Genomic DNA, 19277 nt, shown 5'->3' on the forward strand with positions numbered 1-19277 from the left:
GCTTATTGTGCCTGGTAGCGTAGCGGTGAGTGAGCCGCTTTAAGGCCAAGCACCTCCGCCGCCACTTGGGTAAAGCGTCGCGTCAACCGATCGAACGGGTCAAGGCGCGGCGTATAATCTTCCCAACTCGCCTCCCCCACCTGATCGCGCGCCACTTCTTCCAGGCTTGCCAACTGGTCCACCAGGCCAAGCTCAAGCGCCTGCTCGCCGCTCCAGATAAGCCCAGAGAATATATCAGACTGGTCGCTTAGCCGATCGCCTCGCCCAGCACGAACATCATTCATAAATTGCTGATGTGTTTGCGTCAAAACACTCTGCCAGAATGCCTGCGCCTCTTCATCAAGCGGCTGAAACGGGTCCAAAAACGCCTTGTTCTCGCCCGCCGTTAACACACGGCGCTCCACGCCTATCTGGCTGATCGCATCTTGAAAGCCAAACCCTGCATAAATAACCCCAATCGAGCCCACCAGGCTTGCCGGTGAAGCAATGATTTCATCGGCTGCCGAGGCGATATAATACGCCCCACTCGCACCGATATCCTCGATAACCGCCAGAATCGGCTTATCACCCTGTTCGCGCAGGCGCATGATTTCCGCGTATATACGCTGCGATTGAACCGGGCTGCCACCAGGACTATCAATATGCAGTACAACGGCTTCGGTATTATCTGATTCCCAGGCGCGATTTAATCCCTGAATGATACGCTCGGCATTCGCTGGAGCATCACTGGCAATAACGCCATTAACGTCTACGATGCCCAAGTGACGCTGCAGGGTAGACGCATCGCCCGTTGCGGCCCAAAAAGCGTTATATACAACAGTCGCGACTAACGCCAGTACCAAAAAGAGCGTCATAAAACGGAAAAACAACTTCCAACGCCGTGTACGACGCTGCTCCGTTAACACGCCGCCAATCCAGCGATCCATCATTTCAACCTGCGCCAAGCGCTGCCGCTCACGCAGCGTTTCAGCATCATCGCCTGCCGCCCCCACCGCAGCAGCCTCATCTTTATAAGCCGCCACGTCAGGACCCTGCGTCCAGCGATCCTGGTTTGAACGATCAGATGCAGGGTTGCCCTCAGGCTGTTGGTACCCGCTGGCATCACTACGGCGCCAATCATCACTCATATAGCATCCTTTTTTGAGTTTAGGGACGCCAGATGATTAACCATCCACCCAACGTCGCATCCTCTATCCATGCAGCCAGCCAAAAAGATCTTCAACGTTATGAGCGACCCACTTGGGCTGGCTTGCCGCTAGCCGCGCTGGCGTATGAACACCGTACGTTACTGCCACACGATCCATGCCGATGGCCCGCGCCATTTCCAGGTCATATTCCGTATCGCCTACCATCACTGCACGCTCCACGGGAACGTCAAGTTCTAGAAGCAACTCATTCAGCATTTGTGGGTGTGGCTTTGAACGTGTTTCATCTGCGGTGCGACTAGCATGAAACCAGCCCCCACTTCCCGTTTCAGTGAAAACCCGATCAAGGCCACGGCGGCTTTTACCCGTGGCAACGGCCAAACGCTGCTGTTCGCGCTCGCGAAGGCGAGCTACGTGCGCCTCGACCCCATTAAAAAACGGCATGGGCGTTGTGTTTCCATGCACAAACTGATGTGCATAGCGCTGACGCAAGCGTTCAGCCTGAGCAGGACCGATGCCCGGACACAGCGTGGCGATGGCTTCAGGGAGCCCCAGGCCGATAATATCTCTAATGGCCGCGACGTCCAGCTCGCCCCACTCAGCCTCCTGGGCCGCTACCTGCATACAGGCAACAATTTTCGACACCGAATCCATCAGGGTGCCGTCCCAATCAAAAATAATCAGCTCGTAACGCATTACCGCCCCTTATTACTTCACTGCCCGTACATTTATTGCCGAGCACGCTTGAGCACGTCTTCCAGAACGTCTGGCAACGGCGCCTTAACGGTCACTGGGCGGCCGTTGGTAGGTTCTGGAAACGTTAGCGAGCGGGCATGCAGAAACAGGCGGCTAACGCCTAGCTGTTTCGTCAAGTGCGCACTTTCACGTGTCGAGTACTTATCATCCCCAAGCAGCGCATGCCCCGCATGAGTCGCATGAACGCGAATTTGATGTGTTCGTCCGGTCACCGGCTCGGCTTCAATCAGCGTGGCTTTCTCAAAGGTTTCAACAACCGCAAAATGAGTGCGCGATACCTTGCCGTTTGGATCCACCCGCACTCTACGCTCACCGTTACCTGCGTCGAATCGGTCAAGACGCGCACTTTCATAGGTTTTACGTGCAGGCCAGCGACCGCTCACTAGCGCCAGATAACGCTTGTCCATGCCATGTTTTTTTAACGACTCGTTAAGTGTCACCAAGGCATCACGAGACTTTGCCAGCAACAAGCAGCCAGAGGTATCGCGATCAAGCCGATGAACAAGCTCCAAAAAGCTCAAATCATCCCGCACCTGACGCAGTGCTTCAATCAACCCGATTTTAACCCCGCTTCCCCCATGCACCGCCAAGCCAGAAGGCTTATTAAGCACCATCCAGTCAGGGCCTTCCATAATGACGCTACCTACTAACACGTCACGCAAATTATCGCTGACTTCCTTCACCGCCTCACGCGGCGCCAAACGTAATGGCGGCACTCGAACCAGGTCACCCGCTTGGAGACGGTAGTCCACCTTGACGCGCTTTTTATTAACCCGCACTTCACCTTTACGCACGATGCGGTATATCAATGCTCTAGGAGCACCTTTCAGGCGAGTCATCAAAAAATTGTCAATTCTTTGACCTGCCTGTTCAGGGGCGATATCCACCCACTGTACTTCACGCCCTTCGGCCATTGCCGCGCACTCCTGCTGTGTCTCTATGATGCCAGGCTAAAAACGGCATTCTAACGTAGACCCAAGGGCATTGCGTCAATTGCTGGTAGTTGTCTTTACTGTTATATTCCAAATCGTTCACTACTAAGCGTGGGCAGCTTGTCGAGTATTACAGTTTTCACAAGTGCTACTACCACGTTTAGCTAAAAGCGCCTGCCCGACTAACACGCAGGCCTGAGCACAAGAAGCGGCGCCAGTGTACGCATTGCCCGAATCTTAACGTATTAAAATGCAGTCACTCTGTCGCCCGTATGATGTCGACAGATTTGCTAACGCTTAGCCCAAAACGGCAAGCGAATGCTGAATATAACGCCACGCCCAGAACTGCCCCGCCTTTTCGTCACAAGGCGCTGGTCACTTCTGGGCGACAAGTTCAACGCTGTGCCGACGGCCGGCGTTGACGAATCGATGAATGCTAGGTGTAGGCGGTGTCAGCAGGGCCGGATGGACGTGACAGCCACCGAAACACGTCCTGCCTCCGCCACGTACTCAACCTGTCAGCCGGGTCGGTTAAAACCTTCCTGGCTTGCCGCGTCAGCATAACCATGCGCCGAGCACAAGCACGCAGCACCCACCGATTCGTCTACGTCACTCCTTAGACGGTCCGTCGGCGCGCAACGCTATGCGAGACAACATGAAACGGATGCTTATCAATGCGACCCAACCCGAAGAGCTTCGGGTCGCGCTGGTTGATGGACAACGCCTGTACGATTTGGATATTGAATCAGGTGCACGAGAGCAGAAAAAAGCCAATATTTATCGCGGCAAGATTACCCGCGTTGAACCCTCCCTTGAAGCGGCCTTCGTTGACTTTGGCGCAGAACGCCACGGTTTTCTACCGCTCAAGGAGATCTCCCGCGAATACTTTCTTAAAGACGTATCTGGCCGTCCCAGTATTAAAGAGGTACTGAAAGAGGGTCAGGAAGTTATCGTGCAGGTGGACAAGGAAGAGCGCGGCAACAAAGGCGCAGCCTTAACGACCTTTATTAGCCTGGCAGGCCGCTTTTTGGTGCTTATGCCCAACAACCCTCGTGCAGGCGGTATTTCTCGCCGCATTGAGGGCGAAGAGCGCAGTCAGCTAAAAGACGCCATGGGTCAGCTCACCGTACCTGACAAGATGGGTCTCATCGTGCGTACGGCGGGCATTGGCCGTAATCCCGAAGAACTTCAGTGGGACCTGGATTATCTGGCTCAGGTGTGGGAATCAATCACCACGGAGGCCGCCAAGCGCCCTGCTCCGTTCCTGATTTACCGCGAGTCCAACGTTATTATCCGAGCCATGCGGGATTACCTGCGCCAGGATATCGGCGAAGTGCTCATTGATAGCCCTGAGATTCATGCTGAAGCGCTGGGCTTTATCCGCCAGGTGATGCCGTCATACCAGCAAAAAATTAAACTCTATGCGGATGAAGTGCCGCTCTTCTCGCGCTTTCAAATTGAGTCACAGATCGAAACAGCCTATCAGCGCGAGGTAAAACTCCCGTCTGGCGGCTCAATCGTTATCGACCATACCGAAGCACTGGTTTCAATCGACATCAACTCCGCCCGAGCGACCCGCGGCAGCGATATTGAAGAAACCGCCCTTCAGACCAACTCTGAAGCGGCCGATGAAATCGCCCGCCAGCTGCGCCTTCGGGATATTGGCGGCCTGGTGGTGATTGACTTTATCGACATGGGCCCGGCACGCAATCAGCGCGAAGTCGAAAACCGCATGCGCGATGCCTTGAAGCTTGACCGCGCACGGGTACAGATTGGGCGCATTTCACGCTTTGGCTTGATGGAGATGTCTCGCCAGCGCCTGCGCCCTTCGCTGGGCGAAACCAGCGGCGTGGTCTGCCCGCGCTGTATCGGCCAAGGCACCATTCGTGATGTCCGTTCGCTCTCGCTCTCGATCATGCGCCTTATCGAAGAAGAGGCCATGAAAGAGCGTAGCGCACAAATTCGTGCGATTCTGCCCGTACCTGTTGCTACCTATCTGCTCAATGAAAAGCGTAGCGTACTGGCCGATATTGAGTCGCGCCAAGAGGTACGCGTTGTACTGCTACCCAATCCGGAAATGCATACGCCTCATTATGACGTGCAGCGTTTACGCGATGACCATTTAGATGAAGATGACACACAAACACTGTCAAGCTTCGAGCTATCTACCGATACCGAAGTAGGCAAAGAGCCCAACCCCAACTTCGCACCGCCCACACAGCGCGCTGAAGCGGCAGTTAAGAGCATTGCTCATAATGCCCCCGCCCCCGCCTCACTACAGACGGACGAGCCAGCAGCAGCCAAGGCCACCGCGCCTGCCACCAACGATGAGCAACCCAGCGTTATTGGGCGCTTTATCCGTGGGTTTGCAAAGCTACTGGGCAGCGATGACAACAGCCCAGCCGAAGCCCCTGCTAGCAAGCCAGAAGCGCCTGCGCCACGTAAACAAGCCGAGCGCAGCCAACAGAAACCGGCCCCATTAGGCAGTGAAACGAAACAGCGTCCTGCCCGTAGCGAGCGCACCGAAAACAGCAAGGCAGATCAGCGGCAGACCCCGTCGCGAAATGCCAATGTCGATGCCAGCGAAGAAGCCAACGATAAGCGCAGCGGCCCTTCTCGCACTCGCAATCGGCGCCGGAACCAGCAGCAGGACGATACTAAAACGCAGGAGAGTGGCAGCAAAAACAGCCGCCAGAATCAGAAAGAGACCTCTCCCGCAAAAGACGAAAGTCTGGATACATCGAAGAAAGCGCCTCAAAAAGAGTCGCGTCGAGAGGCTCAACGCGACAATAAACCTGCAAAAGAAGCTGCGCAAAACAACGCAGAACAGCCGACCCCCCAGGATGATGGCAAACCGAAGCGTACACGCAACAACCCGCGCAACCGTTCACGCAAGCAGGCAGTCAGCCCCCAGGCGGAAGCCGAGCAGTTAAAGCTGCAGGCCCAGGCAGCCGAAGAGGCCACGCACGCAGACGCTACAGCCCCAGCGGCGGAAACGCCCGAAGCTGCAGCGCCGAAACAGGAAGTCGCTCACGAAAGCCTTTCTGAAGCCTCTGCGCAGTTGCCTGAAACACAAGCCGAAGCTTCGCCTGCCAGCAGCATTGCAGATAGCAATTACGCTGACAGCCAATCGCATCAAGCGACCGCTGAGGAAAACACTCAGGAAACCGTTCAGGAACTTTCTCAAGCACCAGCTCAAGCACCAGCTCAGGAAGCAGCTCAGGAAAGTGTCAAGCCTCAAGACGCGGAAAATACCGGCGTTAGCGCTGCTGACGAAACGACTCCGGTAGCGGCAGTTGAACCCGCCGAAACACTTAAAGCGGAACAGCCCTCTCCGAAAGTCGCCGAGCATGACGATGCGTCAGCTGAAGCAACAGCACCGGCCCTGCAAGAGACGCCCGCAGCTGCCGAGCCTGAAAGCGCACCGGTCACGGAAGATGCGCCGAAAACGGCAGATGAAGCGAAGAGTGACGATGTCATATCTCTTCCGCAACAGACCGATGAAAAGCTTGAAAGCGACGCAAGTAGCGACGTCGATACTACGCTCGCACCATCGCCCACTGAATTGGCTGAAAGCGGCGTAGCCGATGACCCCCAACAGTTGGCACCGATCAATGCGTTGGCAGACGAGAAACCTGCAGAAATCAGCACATCTGTGGATAACGTACCTGCCGACAAATCGCTTGCCCAGGAAGATGTGCAGCCTGACGCCACTAACGTTGACGTTGCGCCACACGCCGCTAAACCGGTAGACGCACCTGTCGCCGAAGAAGTGGCTGAAGAAGCACCCAAGCCGCGTCGTCGCCGTACCCGTGCACATAACGACCCTCGTGAGCTGCGCAAGCAGGCACAAGAAGCCAGCAAAGAGTAATTTGCTGACTGCGTAAAAAACCCCGCCTGGCGGGGTTTTTTTATGCGTTAGTGCTCATGTATTTATCAACCTTGAACCAAGCGTGGCTCTGGCTCCAGCCGTACGTTAAAACGAGCATGCACACGGTCGATAATCTTGCCTGCAAAGCGCAGCAATCCCTTACGGTCGCCGCCGCCAAAATGAACCAACACTAATGCCTGGCGGTCATGCACGCCAAATTCGCCCTCACATACACCTTTAAGACCGCACTGATCAATCAACCAACCGGCCGCCAATTTGGTCTTTCCTTCGCCTAAAGGGAAATGTGGCATGTCAGGATAGCGGGCCAATAGCGCCTGCCCTTGCTGATCTGAAACAATGGGATTCTTGAAAAAACTGCCTGCATTGGCAAGCTGCCCCGGGTCTGGCAATTTTTCCTGACGAATAGCTGCCACTGCCTCTGCAATATCCAACGGGGTGGGCACATTCGGCAAGCGCGAGGCAAGATCGCCATAGTGAACCTTCGGTGCGGGCTGGCTGGAAAGCCGCAATACCAGCCGAGTAATCACGACACGATCACACAGCGCACCCTTGAAAAGGCTATCGCGGTAGCCAAACGCACACTCAGCAGTCTCAAGCCAACGCGTGCTTCCTGTCGCAATCTCCATGATCTGCACGGCCTGAAGGCTATCGGCAAGCTCAACGCCATAGGCGCCGATGTTTTGCACGGGGGCTGCGCCACAATCACCCGGAATCAGCGCCAGGTTTTCAATTCCCCAGAACCCTCGGGCCGCCATATTGAGCACCAGCGTATGCCAGTTAACGCCAGCCCCCACATGCGCCAACACATTATTACCCGCCGAGGTCAGCCACCACTGCCGTAGTGCCGGGCGTATCGCAATCCCTGTTAAGCGCGGCGGCAAAAGCACGTTGCTCCCTCCGCCCAAAAGCGTTACCGGCCAGCGCTGATGCTGGGCGATAGCAAGCGTCGCACGTAAGGCGTCTAGCGTGGTGGGTTCAGCGTAATAATCAGCCACGCAGGGCAAACGTAACGTATTGGACGATGACAGATCCACGTGCTCGTTAATGAGACAAGCCGAGTTTTTAAGGGCTGAAGCTGTCACACGCGGTCACTTTTCAGGTGCTGGATTAACCCCTGTGACGCCGTTTCGATCATATCAAGCACGTCTTCAAATCCCTGCTCACCGCCATAGTAAGGGTCTGGAACCTCTGCTCCCGGCGCTCCAGAGAACTCCAGAAAAAGCCCGACATAAGCGTTGCTTTCGGCAGGTTTCAAGGCACGCATTGCCTGCAGATTGTCGTTATCCATGCCCAGTACATAATCGAATGTCAGAAAATCTTCTGCGGTCAGCTGCCGGGCACATAGCTGGCTCAGGTCAATACCTCGCCGCTTGGCTGCTGATTGAGCGCGCGAATCGGGTGCTTTCCCGATGTGCCAAGCGCCTACTCCGCAAGAGTCAATACTGACATGTTCACTCATACCTGCGTTTTCCAGCGCACGTCGAAAAATGCCCTCGGCAGTGGGCGAGCGACAAATATTTCCTAAACAGACAAAAAGTACCCGCGTCACAACGCGCTCCCTGTACGTTGAAAAGTATTAACCAGATGGCGCTAACAGCGCGCGAACACGAGCTAAATCTTCCGCCGTGTCGACACCTGCCGGGTTAACCTCACACGCCAATGCCACCTGAATTAAATGGCCATGCTGCAAAGCGCGCAGCTGTTCAAGCTGCTCTAACTGCTCCAGCATTGAGGCCGGCCAGTCCCGGTAGGCGGCTAGAAAGCTCGCGCGGTAGGCATAAATCCCGATATGGCGCAGCCATGCATCCGTTTCAAGCAGTGCAGGCTGCTGCTTGAACTGCTCACGATCCCAGGGGATGGGCGCACGTGAGAAATACAGCGCCCGCCCCTGCAGTGAGCGCACTACTTTGACCACGTTGGGATTAAAGAGTGATGCTACATCGTTAATCGGCTCAGCCAACGTCGCAATGGAGGCTTCTGCGTCATCAGCTAAGCGCAGTGCCACCTGATCAATTAACGCGGGCGGAATGAGCGGCTCGTCACCCTGCACATTCACCACTAGCTCGTCTTCACCCAAAGAAAGGCTCTGGGCAACTTCGGCAAGCCGATCCGTCCCCGAGGCGTGATCATCGCGCGTCATGACGACCTCAGCCCCATACGGCAGCATCGCATCACGGATACGTTCATCATCGGTCGCAACAACGACACGAGCCGCCTGGCTTTGACAGGCACGCCGCCACACATGGGCGATCATAGGCTCACCAGCAATATCCAGCAGTGGCTTACCTGGCAACCGGGTTGAACCATAGCGGGCAGGCACAACGGCTATAAATGCAGGAAACGCCATTACAGGTCTCCCGTGCGACCTGGCGAGGTTGGGAGCTTTTCGTCAGCGTCCATTACCCGGGCTTCCTCAGGCAGCATAACCGGGATACCTTCTTGTATCGGATACGCTAGACCGTCATAAAGACAAACCAGTTCCTGCGCTTCGCGGTCGTACTTAAGCTTGCCGTTACATAACGGGCAAACCAGCATTGCCAGCAGTTCCTTATCCATTTATGCATCCCCTTCAGGACAGGGCTGACAGCCTGGCTGCCAGCCAATGTTCAAATTCTAATGGAAGCGTTGCCTCCACTTCTAATATCCAGCTATTGGGTGGCGCAATTCCCATGCATTTCACCGCATCTTTGGCGGTCATGACCACGGGCCGCTGTTTCGCCGGAGTAAATATATCCGCACTAAAACGCTGATGGTCTGCCAACGCCAGCATCTCACCGTTTACGCCTAAATCACGCAATGTAGTAAAAAAGCGCGCGGGGTGTCCGATACCGGCCACGCCAAACACCGGCACGCTAAAAGGTAGCGGTGTCAGCGGAAAGCGCTTGCCATCATTTAGGCGCCGCCAACTTATCGGCATTAGCTGCATGGAAGTGGCGCTCACCGAAAGTGATTGGCGCATGTCTCCCTTCGCTATTTCACCATTCACTATTTCACCATTAACAACCACCGCATCTACACGCGCTAAACGTTCGGGCGACTCACGCAGTGGCCCCGCAGGCAGGCAGCGACGATTACCCAACCCTCGCGCCCCATCAATCACCACGATCTCAATGTCTCGCTCAAGCGCCAGATGCTGCAGCCCGTCGTCACTCAAAATAATATCGCAACCGAGATCGACCAACGCTTGAGCGCCACGCGCACGCTTGGGGTCTGCTACCACGGGTAACAAGGTTTGCTGGGCCAACATAACCGGCTCGTCACCGCTTTGCGCGGGATCCGTCGAGGGCGTTACCTGGAGCGGGTAGTGCTCGGCTTTACCGCCATAGCCACGCGTGACAATACCCGGCGTCCAACCTTGTGTGACCAACCAGCGGCTTAACCAGGCCACTAATGGCGATTTCCCGGTTCCACCCAGGGTGATATTACCCACCACGATGACCGGCACTGGCGCACGCCATGTGGCCTTTTGGCCACTCACGTACGCGGCTTCACGACGCGCCATGGCATACTTATAAAGCGCGCCCAATGGCCTTAGCGGCAATAGCCATGGGCTATTGTGATAGCCCGCTTCAAGCCAGCGCTGCGCCAGCGTCATTATGCTTCCTGAAACTGAAGTTGATACAGCGCAGAGTAGGCACCACCTTTGTCCAGAAGCTCCTGGTGCGCTCCTTGCTCAATAATACGCCCCTGGTCCATCACCAGGATTCGATCTGCACGCTCAATCGTGGACAGACGATGGGCAATGACGAGTGTCGTGCGTCCCTGGCAGACGTGCTCCAGCGCTTTTTGGATGTAACGTTCAGACTCGGTATCCAGAGCGGAGGTTGCCTCGTCCAAAATCAATATTGGGCTATCTTTGAAAATCGCCCGGGCGATCGCCAGACGCTGGCGTTGCCCACCCGATAGCATGACCCCGTTTTCACCCACCACCGTTTCATAACCTTGTGGCAGCTTATCGATAAACTCGCTGGCATACGCCGCCTTGGCAGCAGCTTCAACTGCCTGACGATCAGGGTTCGCCGTGCCATAAGCAATATTATCGGCCACCGTGGCATTAAAGAGCGTCACTTGCTGTGTGACCAAGCCTATCTGCTGACGCAATGGGCCTAACGCATACTCATTAATATCCACACCATCGATTAAGATGCGCCCTTCATTAAGACGATAAAAGCGTGGTAATAGGCTAACGAGGGTTGATTTTCCGCTGCCTGAGCGACCCACAATCGCCACCATCTCACCAGGCGAGACGTGCAAATTGATGTCATGCAGCACGCTTGGCTGGTCGTCGGCATAGCGAAAGCCAACATTTTCGAGCATCAGCTCGCCCGTTAGACGCTTGGGCACACGCTGGCCGGTGTCTTGTTCCGGTGCTGTATCCATCAACCCAAAGAGCTCTGAAGCGGCGGCAAGTCCTTTTTGAATTTCACTGTTAATTTCAGTGAGCTGGCGTACCGGCTTGATCATCAAGGCCGCTGCGGTAATAAACGCAACAAACTCACCTGGCGTCATATTGGCCATTATCGCCGGCGCCATGGCCAGCCACACCAGCAGCGCCATGGATATCGCTACCAGCATAAGAATAACCGGGGAGCTTATCGCCCGCGTCATTGCTTCTTTCATACTCTGTTTACGGTTCTCTTCGCTTACCCGTGCAAACCGTTGCTTTTCATAATCCTCAGCGCCGTAGGTGCGCACAACGCGGTAGCCTGACAAGCCTTCGGAAGCGACATGAGTAACATCACCCATCGAGCTTTGTATGCGTTTTGAAATACGCCGAAAGCGCTTACTGACATAGCTCACCACCACGCCAATAATGGGGGTAACCCCTAAAAACAGTAGGGTTAGCATCCAGTTCGTCCAGAACAAATAACCCACCAATCCCACAACAAACAGGCCTTCACGCAAAATAACGGTGACAGCGTTCGTTGCAGCGCCCGCCACTTGCTCTACATGGTAGGTCACGCGCGAAACAAGGTGACCGCTTGAGTGCTGGTCAAAAAACCGTCCAGGCAGATGCAGCATGTGGGCAAAAACGTCGCAGCGCAGCGTGTGGATCACATAGCGTCCTACATACGCCATATAGTAGGTGCTTAGAAAAGTGCCTACACCACGCGAAGCAAACATCAAAATAACAAACAGCGGAAGAAACAGCCGAAAAGCAGCATCAGGGTTTTGGATACCGTCGATTAACCGCTTCATCATCTCAGCAAGTGCCGTACTTGATGCGGCATATACCACAAACCCAACAGCGGCCAAGCCAAATGCTTGCCAGTGTGGTTTTACGTAGCTAAGTAGCCGTTTATAAATAACCCAACTTGAATCGGTCACACGCGCTCCTGGCAATAGTGTGCAATGCGCTGGATTCTACCTTATGGCGAGGCGCATCAACACCGCTTAACGCCACCATGTTGAACACTGCCGGATGGCCAACGCATTGGTGTAATAGACACAGGATGATCTTTTTGAAGCCAAAACCGCAGTGCCCCATCGTGCCCGGTACTCCACAGGCAACTCTTATACGCTCGGAAGCGGCGTACCACATCATCGACCGGATGCTGGAAAGCATTATTGCGACCTGCACTAAAGATCACATGCAAAGGCGTCGTATGTTGGACAAACTGAACACCTGAACTTGTGCGGCTACCGTGATGTCCGGCGACCAATACGCTGAGCGGCACATCAATATCTTTTAGAAAACGCCGCTCTATATCACGGCTGACATCCCCGGTAATTAATAATTGATGCTCTCCCGCGCTGACTTCCAGCACGCAGGAGCGGTCATTGGCCGAGTAATCATTGGACCCGGCAGGCGGCCATAAAAACCGATACGTAATTCCATCGCGCTGCCACTGCTGGCCACGCTCGCACGGGGTGGCCGTTACCGGTAGAGCTTCACCTAGAGGCGCACGCCAGTGCGTGACTGCATGGCTCTCCAGTAGCGCGCCTATACCACCTGCATGGTCACTGTCGGCATGGCTAACAATCACCTCATCAAAACGCTGGCCTGGCGACCACAATGTTTGCAGAGGCATAAAGCCTGCCTGAAAACGTGGCCCAGTATCGTATAAAAGCCGGTACTGCTGGCTGCGTAGCTCGATAAGCTGACCTTGGCCCACATCATGCACCGTTACGCGCAACGTGCCTTTAGGTATTTGCTCCAACGGAAGCCACCAGGCAAGCGATACCACTAGGCACGTAGCCCCCACTTTCAACCAGGACACCACGCCAGGCAGACCCCAGCACAAAGCCAACAAAAGAAGAGCGCCGCTTAATGGGTACACTAGCGCATGATCAGGTTCCCACAGCGGCCATCGTTCTGACGTAACGGTCAGAAAAACGTAAAAAACCGACAGCGCTTGCTCAAACAACCACCACATGCCCGTGCCCAGCCACGGCAGAGGTGAAAATATCCAGCCCAGCAGCGCCAACGGCACCATGATTGAACTTACCCAGGGCACGGCGATTATATTAATAATGGGCGCGCCCGGCGCCATACGTCCAAATGCGATCAGCACGGCGGCGGCCATTAGCGGGGCCAGTAACAGCTGGGAACGCAGCAACGCCCAGCACCAGCCTTTAACCCCTTTTGGACGCGTGCGCCCTTGCCAAATAATGATCAACCAGGCAACAGCCACAAACGATAGCCAGAGCCCAGGGCGCCATAAAGAGAGCGGATCAAGCAGCAGAATAATGGCAAGTGCCAGCCACCAGGCCTGCCAAGTGGCTGGGGAGTGTCGACCACTGAGCACCCACAGCCCTACCAGCGTCATGACCATGGCGCGCATGGCGGGCGGTTCCATACCGGCCAGATAGGCATAACCGATGGTGACCAGCGCGGCCACCCACCAGGGCCACACGCGCATTCGCCAGTTCAAAGGCGTTGTTAGCCGTGCGATGAGCTTTGCCAGCAATAGCGCAAACCCGGCCACCAGCCCCACATGCAAGCCTGAAATAACCACCAGATGCGTCGTTCCCGTGGCATTGAGTAGCGACCAGTCCTCCTGGGTTAGCTGGCTGCCCTCCCCCAGCGTTAAGGCTGCGAGCCAGCGGCGCGTTCGTTCACCGAGTGGCTGCCTCTCCAGCACATCAAGCGCCAGCTTTCGTACAGAAAACCCAGCCGTGGCCAATTGCGTCGGCGCTGGCTCCTGGCGTACATACCCCGTTGCATGAATGCCTTCTCGCCAGAGCCACTGTTCAAAATCAAACGTACCAGGGTTGGCAAATCCGCGAGGCGGGCGCAGGCGTAGCGTCATTCGCCACTGCTCTCCCGCATAGTAAGTCGGCGCGTTATACGCCGTTACACGGACCTTGTTAAGCGTATCGCAAGCGGGGTGATGAGTAGGTCCTTCACAGGTTTTTACCGCTAACAGTAACCGCTGTGCATCACCCAACGGGGTTACGCTCAGCACCCTTGCTTTTACAACGACATCTTCGCCGTTGAGACCTTCGGGCAAGCGACTGCCCCACTCCTGATGAATGCCAACCATTACCCAGCCACCCAGTAATAGCCAGAAAGCCGCCTTGGCGCGCCAGGCCATCAGTAGCAGCACGCCCAATAAGCTAACGCCAACAAAAGGGTTCATTGCCCCCGTTATACCGCTTAATCCCGCGATTACTGCCCCTAACAGTGCCGCTAGCGCTGCCGGTATCGCCATGCCAAACGGCATACGACTCTCCTTGGCTTAAGAACTTCATCTACTTGGCATAGCCGAAGCGCTACGCGATATGGATAATAGGGTGCACTAATAGGCAAGAGTACCTGACATGCCGCGCCGGTTCCTGCAGCGCTACATGCCCAGACCCGACACGCTACGGCGACAGCGGTCGCTACGCTTTATAGCACCGCTAATTGCCGACCCCGGGCTGTGGCTTTTAACTCGGCGAAGCGTTGCCAACGCCTTTAGCGTTGGCTTGTTTTGCGCCATGCTACCGATTCCATTTCAAATGGTAGTCGCTGCCGTGGGCGCTCGCCTAAGCCGTTGTAATTTAGCACTTTCGGTAGGCCTTGTCTGGATTACCAACCCACTCACCATGCCGCTGATTTTTTATTTTAACTATCGAATTGGCACATTTATGCTTGGAGCCCCGGTACGTGAAGCACCTACGCGTATTTCAACGCGCTGGATTGCCGAACAAATGCACGATATCGTACCGCCACTGATTGTTGGCTCATTTATTACGGCTATTGTGCTAGCAGTGGCCGCCAATATCGGCATTCGCCTTATTTGGCGCTGGCATGTCTCTCATAATTGGAAACGCCGCCGCCTAAATAGGCAGCGGCGTCGGGCATGTATCGAATCCGAGTTCGATGATTAAGGCATGCGAGGCTGCTCAACCAACTTGCCCGCGTCCAGTTTAAGCACCCTGTCCTGATGTGCAGCCAGCCCCACGTCATGCGTCACGATAACAAACGCACACGCACTCTCTTTGGCCAACTCATCCATCAGGGCTAGAATCGTGGCTGCCGTCGTTTGATCCAGGTTACCGGTAGGCTCATCCATTAGCACCAGGCTTGGGTCTGTTACCAAGGCACGCGCAATGGCGACCCGCTGGCGCTCACCACCGGAAAGCTCGCCAGGCTTATGATCAGCCCGCGCCTTCATCCCTACACGCTCAAGAATCTGCATAGCGCGTTTTTCAGCGGTTTTTTTCGACTGACCACGGATAATTAACGGTAACGCTGCATTCTCAACGGCGGTAAATTCTGCCAGCAAATGGTGAAACTGGTAAACAAACCCAATGTAGCGATTACGAAACGTCCCTAAGGCCGCTTCGTTTAAGTTGGAAAGTGGCTCACCAGCGATCACCACCCGACCATCGCTTGGGCGATCCAGACCGCCCAGCAAGTTTAAAAGCGTGGTTTTACCCGACCCAGAACTACCCACAATCGCCACCCGTTCGCCCGCACGAACGGAAAGTTCAAGCTTATCAAGCACGGTCAGGTCTTGTGGTCCTTCGCTATATACCCGCGTTAAACCTTGGCAATCCAACATAACAGGCGGCTCGTTCGCTCCCCCTGCTGCGGCTGGCGTAGCGTTGGACGGCGTGGAAATTGACTGCATAGACGTTAACGGCCCAGTAGTAGACATGGAAGCATCCTTATTCATAGCGCAGAACATCCGCCGGTTGAACGCGAGCAGCGCGCCATGCTGGGTACAGCGTGGACAAAAACGTTAGACCGAAGGCCGCCAACACAATATTGCGCACGTCATCCCACCTAAGCTGGGACGGCAAATCGCTGATAAAGTAAACGCCTGCATCCAGAAACTTAATCCCAAAGGCCGCTTCAAACCAACCGATCAGATCAGATACTGTCAGCGCCAGCAGTATGCCCACAGCAACGCCAATCGCAATACCAATCAAACCAATGGCCATGCCTTGTACGATAAAGATGCCCATGATCGAGCGTGGCGTAGCACCAATGGTACGCAAAATAGCGATATCGGCACGCTTGTCGGTGACCACCATGACCAGAGTAGAAACAATATTGAACGCCGCAACGGCAATGATCACCGTTAGCAGCAGTGCAATCATGCGCTTTTCCATCTGAATGGCCTGGAAAAGGTTGCCATGCGAGTACGTCCAATCGGTGCCGCGGTAGCCTGGTCCCAGGTCGTTCACAATGGCCTGGGTCTCGCTGCCCGCAATAAACAGATCATCAAGCTCAAGGCGCAAACCACCTACCGCGTCGCCAAGGCGCGCGAGGGTTTTCATATCTTCGATATTGGCGTAAGCGAGATTGGCGTCCAAATCGGCGCCCACGCTGAAAATACCGCTAACGGTAAAGCGCTTTAACCGCGGGAAGACACCCGCTGGGGTGATAGAAGCTTCCGGCACCAGCAGCGTCACTCGATCGCCTACACCCACCCCCAGCTGACGAGCAAGCATAGAGCCAAGCACCACATTCCACTCATCTGGCACTAATTCAGCCAACGTGCCTTGGCGCATATGCTGACCAATAATCGAGACCTGGTCTTCCCAATCGGGATCAATACCGTTGACCATGGCTCCCTGGTTGCGGCCACCCGCGGAAAACATGCCCTGCTGCTCAACATACGGTGCAGCCCCCATCACGTGTTCACGCTGCGTCAATCGGTCTGCCAGCGCCTCCCACTCCACCAGGCCATCGGTTGCTTCAATTTTAGTGTGCGGCACCATTCCTAAAATACGGGTACGCAGCTCATGGTCAAAACCATTCATAACCGATAACACCAGGATGAGTACCGCCACACCCAGCATTAGGCCCAGCATCGATGTTAGTGAAATAAAAGAAATAAAGTGGTTCCGGCGTTTGGCGCGCACGTAGCGCAGCCCCACCAGAAAAGGCAAACGATCAAGCATGGCGTCATTCCTTATTAATAAGCGCTCATGGTACGGTTTTTTTAGCCATACTGCATGTGCAAACGGGCATTAGAGTAACAGACCCCAGGCCCGTTCCCTGAAACCACGTAACGCTTGCAAGTTCTTCGACGACGCCCTACATTGCGCCCATTTGCGCTGGCTAAATCGGTGAGCGCTTTACTTCAAATAACGTTACCAAGAGACTTCCTAACCTTGGCCAATATGACATATCGCTTGCTGCCGGAATGGCACCCCCAGGATGGTCTACAGCTGACCTGGCCACGCCCTGATGGCGATTGGGCATCGCTTCTATCGCGTATAGAAGCAACGCTTGAGCGCATCGTGCTGGCAACCGTTCGTTACCAGCAGGTAGTGATCAGCATGCCAGATCAAGCCACCTGTGACCGCGTACGCAAAACGTTCGATGCCTATGGTGTGCCTGCTCATAAGCTATTGCTGATCATAGCGCCTACCGATGATACCTGGGCGCGTGACCACGGCCCGATTAGCGTTGTTGATGATGAAGGCCAGCCGCTACTGTTGGATTACACCTTCACCGGCTGGGGCGGAAAATTCCCTGCCAGCAACGATAATCGGCTGACGCAGGCGTTAGCCGATGCAGGCGTCTGGGCATGCCCAGTGGCTTCACGCGATATGGTATTGGAAGGCGGGGCTATCGAAACCGATGGCGCGGGTACGCTGCTGACGACCGAAGCCTGCTTACTCAACCCTAATCGCAACCCGCATTTAACACGCCAGGACGTTGAAGCCTTGATAGGCGATGATTTCGGCGTCGACCGGGTGCTTTGGTTAACCAATGGGCATCTGGAAGGTGATGATACCGACAGCCACGTTGATACATTGGCGCGATTCTGTAATCCATCGACCATTGCTTATGTGCGCTGTGATGACCTACAAGACCCGCACTACACAGCCCTACACACCATGGAGCAAGAGTTAAAGGCATTTCGACAACGCAACGGCGAGCCCTACCAGCTTGTCCCGCTGCCTTGGCCACAAGCATGCTTTGACCCTGAAGACGGCCATCGGCTGCCAGCCACTTATGCCAACTTTTTGATTATTAATGAAGCAGTACTGGTGCCAACCTACGGCGACCCGGCTGATGCGTTAGCACTCAGTGCGCTGGCCGAAGCGTTCCCCAACCATGCGCTCATTCCCATTGAGTGCTCGAGCGTTATTCGTCAACATGGCAGCTTACACTGCCTGACCATGCAGTTGCCCAAGGGCACGCTCACCACCTCTTTTCATCAGTAAGGAGCCAGGATGTCTATCAAGGTAACCTCTGACCTAACGGTTGGCATAGTGCAACAGTTTGCCTGGCCCGATAAAGCGCAGAGCCTGGCAGCCAGTGAAGCGGGCATTCGTGATGCCGTAGAACGTGGCGCTCAGCTTGTCATGCTGCAAGAGCTGCATGCTACCCACTACTTCTGCCAGTATGAAGATCCGGCCCTGTTCGACCTGGCCGAACCGCTGGATGGCCCGACCGGACAGCACCTGGCCGCACTTGCTCGCGAATTGGATATCGTGCTGGTCGGCTCGCTGTTTGAGCGGCGCGCACCAGGGCTTTATCACAACACGGCGGTGGTATACGACCGAGATAAAGGCCGGGTGGGTCAGTATCGGAAAATGCACATCCCTGATGACCCAGGCTTTTATGAGAAGTTTTACTTCACCCCTGGTGACCACGATGCGAGCCGTGCAGAAGGCTTTACACCAATTGATACTTCGCTTGGCCGTTTGGGCGTGCTGGTGTGCTGGGATCAGTGGTACCCGGAAGCGGCTCGCCTGATGGCCTTGGCCGGAGCAGACTTGCTGCTCTACCCCACGGCGATTGGGTGGGATCCTAACGATGATATTGCGGAACAAACCCGCCAAAAAGATGCCTGGACGTTAATCCAGCGCTCGCATGGCGTCGCCAATGGCTTACCGGTGATTGTTGCCAACCGCGTGGGATTTGAAACCGACCATTCAGGCGTGGGCGATGGCATTCAGTTTTGGGGAGGCAGCTTTATTTGTGGGCCTCAGGGCGAGCTACTTGCCCATGCCGGTGAAGAAGCTGAACAACTGGTTGTGACCATTGATATGGCGCGCTGCGAAAATACTCGCCGTATCTGGCCTTACCTGCGTGATCGCCGTATCGATGCCTATAGCGATCTAACCCGCCGCTTTCGCGACTAGGCGTTATCGATC

16 protein-coding genes are annotated in these 19277 nt (G+C 55.3%); 4 read left to right on the forward strand and 12 right to left on the reverse strand.

Annotated features, from left to right (window positions below; all coding sequences use genetic code 11):
* Window positions 1–2: 2 nt before the first annotated feature.
* From sppA to ACT3RQ_RS00410, 3 genes are all read right to left on the reverse strand, one after another.
* The gene (sppA, locus tag ACT3RQ_RS00400) at window positions 3–1127 is read right to left on the reverse strand and encodes a signal peptide peptidase SppA (RefSeq protein ID WP_444679744.1); all 1125 of its coding nucleotides are present in this window, start codon (window positions 1125–1127) and stop codon (window positions 3–5) included.
* A 63-nt stretch (window positions 1128–1190) separates the two neighbouring features.
* Window positions 1191–1841: an HAD-IA family hydrolase gene (locus ACT3RQ_RS00405; RefSeq protein ID WP_193053768.1), complete on the reverse strand. Its 651-nt coding sequence runs from the start codon at window positions 1839–1841 to the stop codon at window positions 1191–1193.
* 32 nt (window positions 1842–1873) lie between these two features.
* Window positions 1874–2815 (reverse strand): RluA family pseudouridine synthase, encoded by a 942-nt coding sequence (locus ACT3RQ_RS00410; protein WP_193053769.1) that lies wholly within the window; start codon window positions 2813–2815, stop codon window positions 1874–1876.
* Window positions 2816–3488: 673 nt separating this feature from the next.
* Between ACT3RQ_RS00410 and rne the strand changes: the two genes are divergently transcribed.
* Complete coding sequence (gene rne, locus ACT3RQ_RS00415) at window positions 3489–6704, forward strand: ribonuclease E (RefSeq protein ID WP_444679745.1); 3216 nt, start codon at window positions 3489–3491, stop codon at window positions 6702–6704.
* A 65-nt stretch (window positions 6705–6769) separates the two neighbouring features.
* On the opposite strand, the gene murB is transcribed toward rne, so the two are convergent.
* The 7 genes from murB to ACT3RQ_RS00450 are packed head-to-tail and all read right to left on the reverse strand — an operon-like array spanning window position 6770 to window position 14392.
* A complete protein-coding gene (murB, locus tag ACT3RQ_RS00420) occupies window positions 6770–7759 on the reverse strand; it encodes a UDP-N-acetylmuramate dehydrogenase (RefSeq protein WP_319643838.1) in 990 nt (329 codons plus the stop codon).
* Between the two features lie 44 nt (window positions 7760–7803).
* Window positions 7804–8274 carry a low molecular weight protein-tyrosine-phosphatase gene (locus ACT3RQ_RS00425; RefSeq protein WP_444679746.1) on the reverse strand — a complete coding sequence of 157 codons (471 nt, stop codon included), beginning with the start codon at window positions 8272–8274 and terminating at the stop codon, window positions 7804–7806.
* Window positions 8275–8301: 27 nt separating this feature from the next.
* Window positions 8302–9072: a 3-deoxy-manno-octulosonate cytidylyltransferase gene (kdsB, locus tag ACT3RQ_RS00430; protein ID WP_444679747.1), complete on the reverse strand. Its 771-nt coding sequence runs from the start codon at window positions 9070–9072 to the stop codon at window positions 8302–8304.
* On the reverse strand, window positions 9072–9281 hold the full coding sequence (locus ACT3RQ_RS00435) for a Trm112 family protein (RefSeq protein WP_172116363.1): 210 nt from the start codon (window positions 9279–9281) through the stop codon (window positions 9072–9074). Before ACT3RQ_RS00435 ends, kdsB begins: the two co-directional genes overlap by 1 nt.
* Before the next feature lie 13 nt (window positions 9282–9294).
* Complete coding sequence (gene lpxK / locus ACT3RQ_RS00440) at window positions 9295–10320, reverse strand: tetraacyldisaccharide 4'-kinase (protein WP_193053773.1); 1026 nt, start codon at window positions 10318–10320, stop codon at window positions 9295–9297.
* The gene (gene msbA / locus ACT3RQ_RS00445; RefSeq protein WP_444679748.1) at window positions 10320–12053 is read right to left on the reverse strand and encodes a lipid A export permease/ATP-binding protein MsbA; all 1734 of its coding nucleotides are present in this window, start codon (window positions 12051–12053) and stop codon (window positions 10320–10322) included. Before msbA ends, lpxK begins: the two co-directional genes overlap by 1 nt.
* A gap of 56 nt (window positions 12054–12109) precedes the next feature.
* Complete coding sequence (locus ACT3RQ_RS00450) at window positions 12110–14392, reverse strand: DNA internalization-related competence protein ComEC/Rec2 (protein WP_193056291.1); 2283 nt, start codon at window positions 14390–14392, stop codon at window positions 12110–12112.
* A gap of 97 nt (window positions 14393–14489) precedes the next feature.
* Between ACT3RQ_RS00450 and ACT3RQ_RS00455 the strand changes: the two genes are divergently transcribed.
* The gene (locus ACT3RQ_RS00455) at window positions 14490–15041 is read left to right on the forward strand and encodes a DUF2062 domain-containing protein (protein ID WP_172116359.1); all 552 of its coding nucleotides are present in this window, start codon (window positions 14490–14492) and stop codon (window positions 15039–15041) included.
* On the opposite strand, the gene ACT3RQ_RS00460 is transcribed toward ACT3RQ_RS00455, so the two are convergent.
* Both ACT3RQ_RS00460 and ACT3RQ_RS00465 read right to left on the reverse strand, forming a co-directional pair.
* Window positions 15038–15718 (reverse strand): ABC transporter ATP-binding protein, encoded by a 681-nt coding sequence (locus ACT3RQ_RS00460; protein ID WP_193053882.1) that lies wholly within the window; start codon window positions 15716–15718, stop codon window positions 15038–15040. The two genes, ACT3RQ_RS00455 and ACT3RQ_RS00460, sit on opposite strands and share 4 nt — an antisense overlap.
* Before the next feature lie 106 nt (window positions 15719–15824).
* Window positions 15825–17066: a lipoprotein-releasing ABC transporter permease subunit gene (locus ACT3RQ_RS00465; RefSeq protein ID WP_193053776.1), complete on the reverse strand. Its 1242-nt coding sequence runs from the start codon at window positions 17064–17066 to the stop codon at window positions 15825–15827.
* A gap of 222 nt (window positions 17067–17288) precedes the next feature.
* Here ACT3RQ_RS00465 and ACT3RQ_RS00470 point away from each other — a divergent pair, with 222 nt between their 5' ends.
* Together ACT3RQ_RS00470 and ACT3RQ_RS00475 are read left to right on the forward strand one after the other, a co-directional pair.
* A complete protein-coding gene (locus tag ACT3RQ_RS00470) occupies window positions 17289–18341 on the forward strand; it encodes an agmatine deiminase family protein (protein ID WP_193053883.1) in 1053 nt (350 codons plus the stop codon).
* A gap of 9 nt (window positions 18342–18350) precedes the next feature.
* The gene (locus ACT3RQ_RS00475; RefSeq protein WP_193053777.1) at window positions 18351–19265 is read left to right on the forward strand and encodes a carbon-nitrogen hydrolase; all 915 of its coding nucleotides are present in this window, start codon (window positions 18351–18353) and stop codon (window positions 19263–19265) included.
* Window positions 19266–19277 lie beyond the last annotated feature (12 nt).

The sequence above is a fragment of the Halomonas sp. AOP43-D1-4 genome, assembly GCF_052446175.1.
Taxonomy (GTDB): domain Bacteria; phylum Pseudomonadota; class Gammaproteobacteria; order Pseudomonadales; family Halomonadaceae; genus Vreelandella; species Vreelandella citrativorans.

Excerpts from the sequence above, each read along its gene's own strand:
- sppA (WP_444679744.1), bottom strand. The coding sequence starts at position 1,127 with ATGAGTGATGATTGGCGCCGTAGTGATGCCAGCGGGTACCAACAGCCT.
- ACT3RQ_RS00405 (WP_193053768.1), bottom strand. The coding sequence starts at position 1,841 with ATGCGTTACGAGCTGATTATTTTTGATTGGGACGGCACCCTGATGGAT.
- ACT3RQ_RS00410 (WP_193053769.1), bottom strand. The coding sequence starts at position 2,815 with ATGGCCGAAGGGCGTGAAGTACAGTGGGTGGATATCGCCCCTGAACAG.
- rne (WP_444679745.1), top strand. The coding sequence starts at position 3,489 with ATGAAACGGATGCTTATCAATGCGACCCAACCCGAAGAGCTTCGGGTC.
- kdsB (WP_444679747.1), bottom strand. The coding sequence starts at position 9,072 with ATGGCGTTTCCTGCATTTATAGCCGTTGTGCCTGCCCGCTATGGTTCA.
- ACT3RQ_RS00435 (WP_172116363.1), bottom strand. The coding sequence starts at position 9,281 with ATGGATAAGGAACTGCTGGCAATGCTGGTTTGCCCGTTATGTAACGGC.
- lpxK (WP_193053773.1), bottom strand. The coding sequence starts at position 10,320 with ATGACGCTGGCGCAGCGCTGGCTTGAAGCGGGCTATCACAATAGCCCA.
- ACT3RQ_RS00450 (WP_193056291.1), bottom strand. The coding sequence starts at position 14,392 with ATGCCGTTTGGCATGGCGATACCGGCAGCGCTAGCGGCACTGTTAGGG.
- ACT3RQ_RS00455 (WP_172116359.1), top strand. The coding sequence starts at position 14,490 with ATGCCGCGCCGGTTCCTGCAGCGCTACATGCCCAGACCCGACACGCTA.
- ACT3RQ_RS00460 (WP_193053882.1), bottom strand. The coding sequence starts at position 15,718 with ATGTTGGATTGCCAAGGTTTAACGCGGGTATATAGCGAAGGACCACAA.
- ACT3RQ_RS00465 (WP_193053776.1), bottom strand. The coding sequence starts at position 17,066 with ATGCTTGATCGTTTGCCTTTTCTGGTGGGGCTGCGCTACGTGCGCGCC.
- ACT3RQ_RS00470 (WP_193053883.1), top strand. The coding sequence starts at position 17,289 with ATGACATATCGCTTGCTGCCGGAATGGCACCCCCAGGATGGTCTACAG.
- ACT3RQ_RS00475 (WP_193053777.1), top strand. The coding sequence starts at position 18,351 with ATGTCTATCAAGGTAACCTCTGACCTAACGGTTGGCATAGTGCAACAG.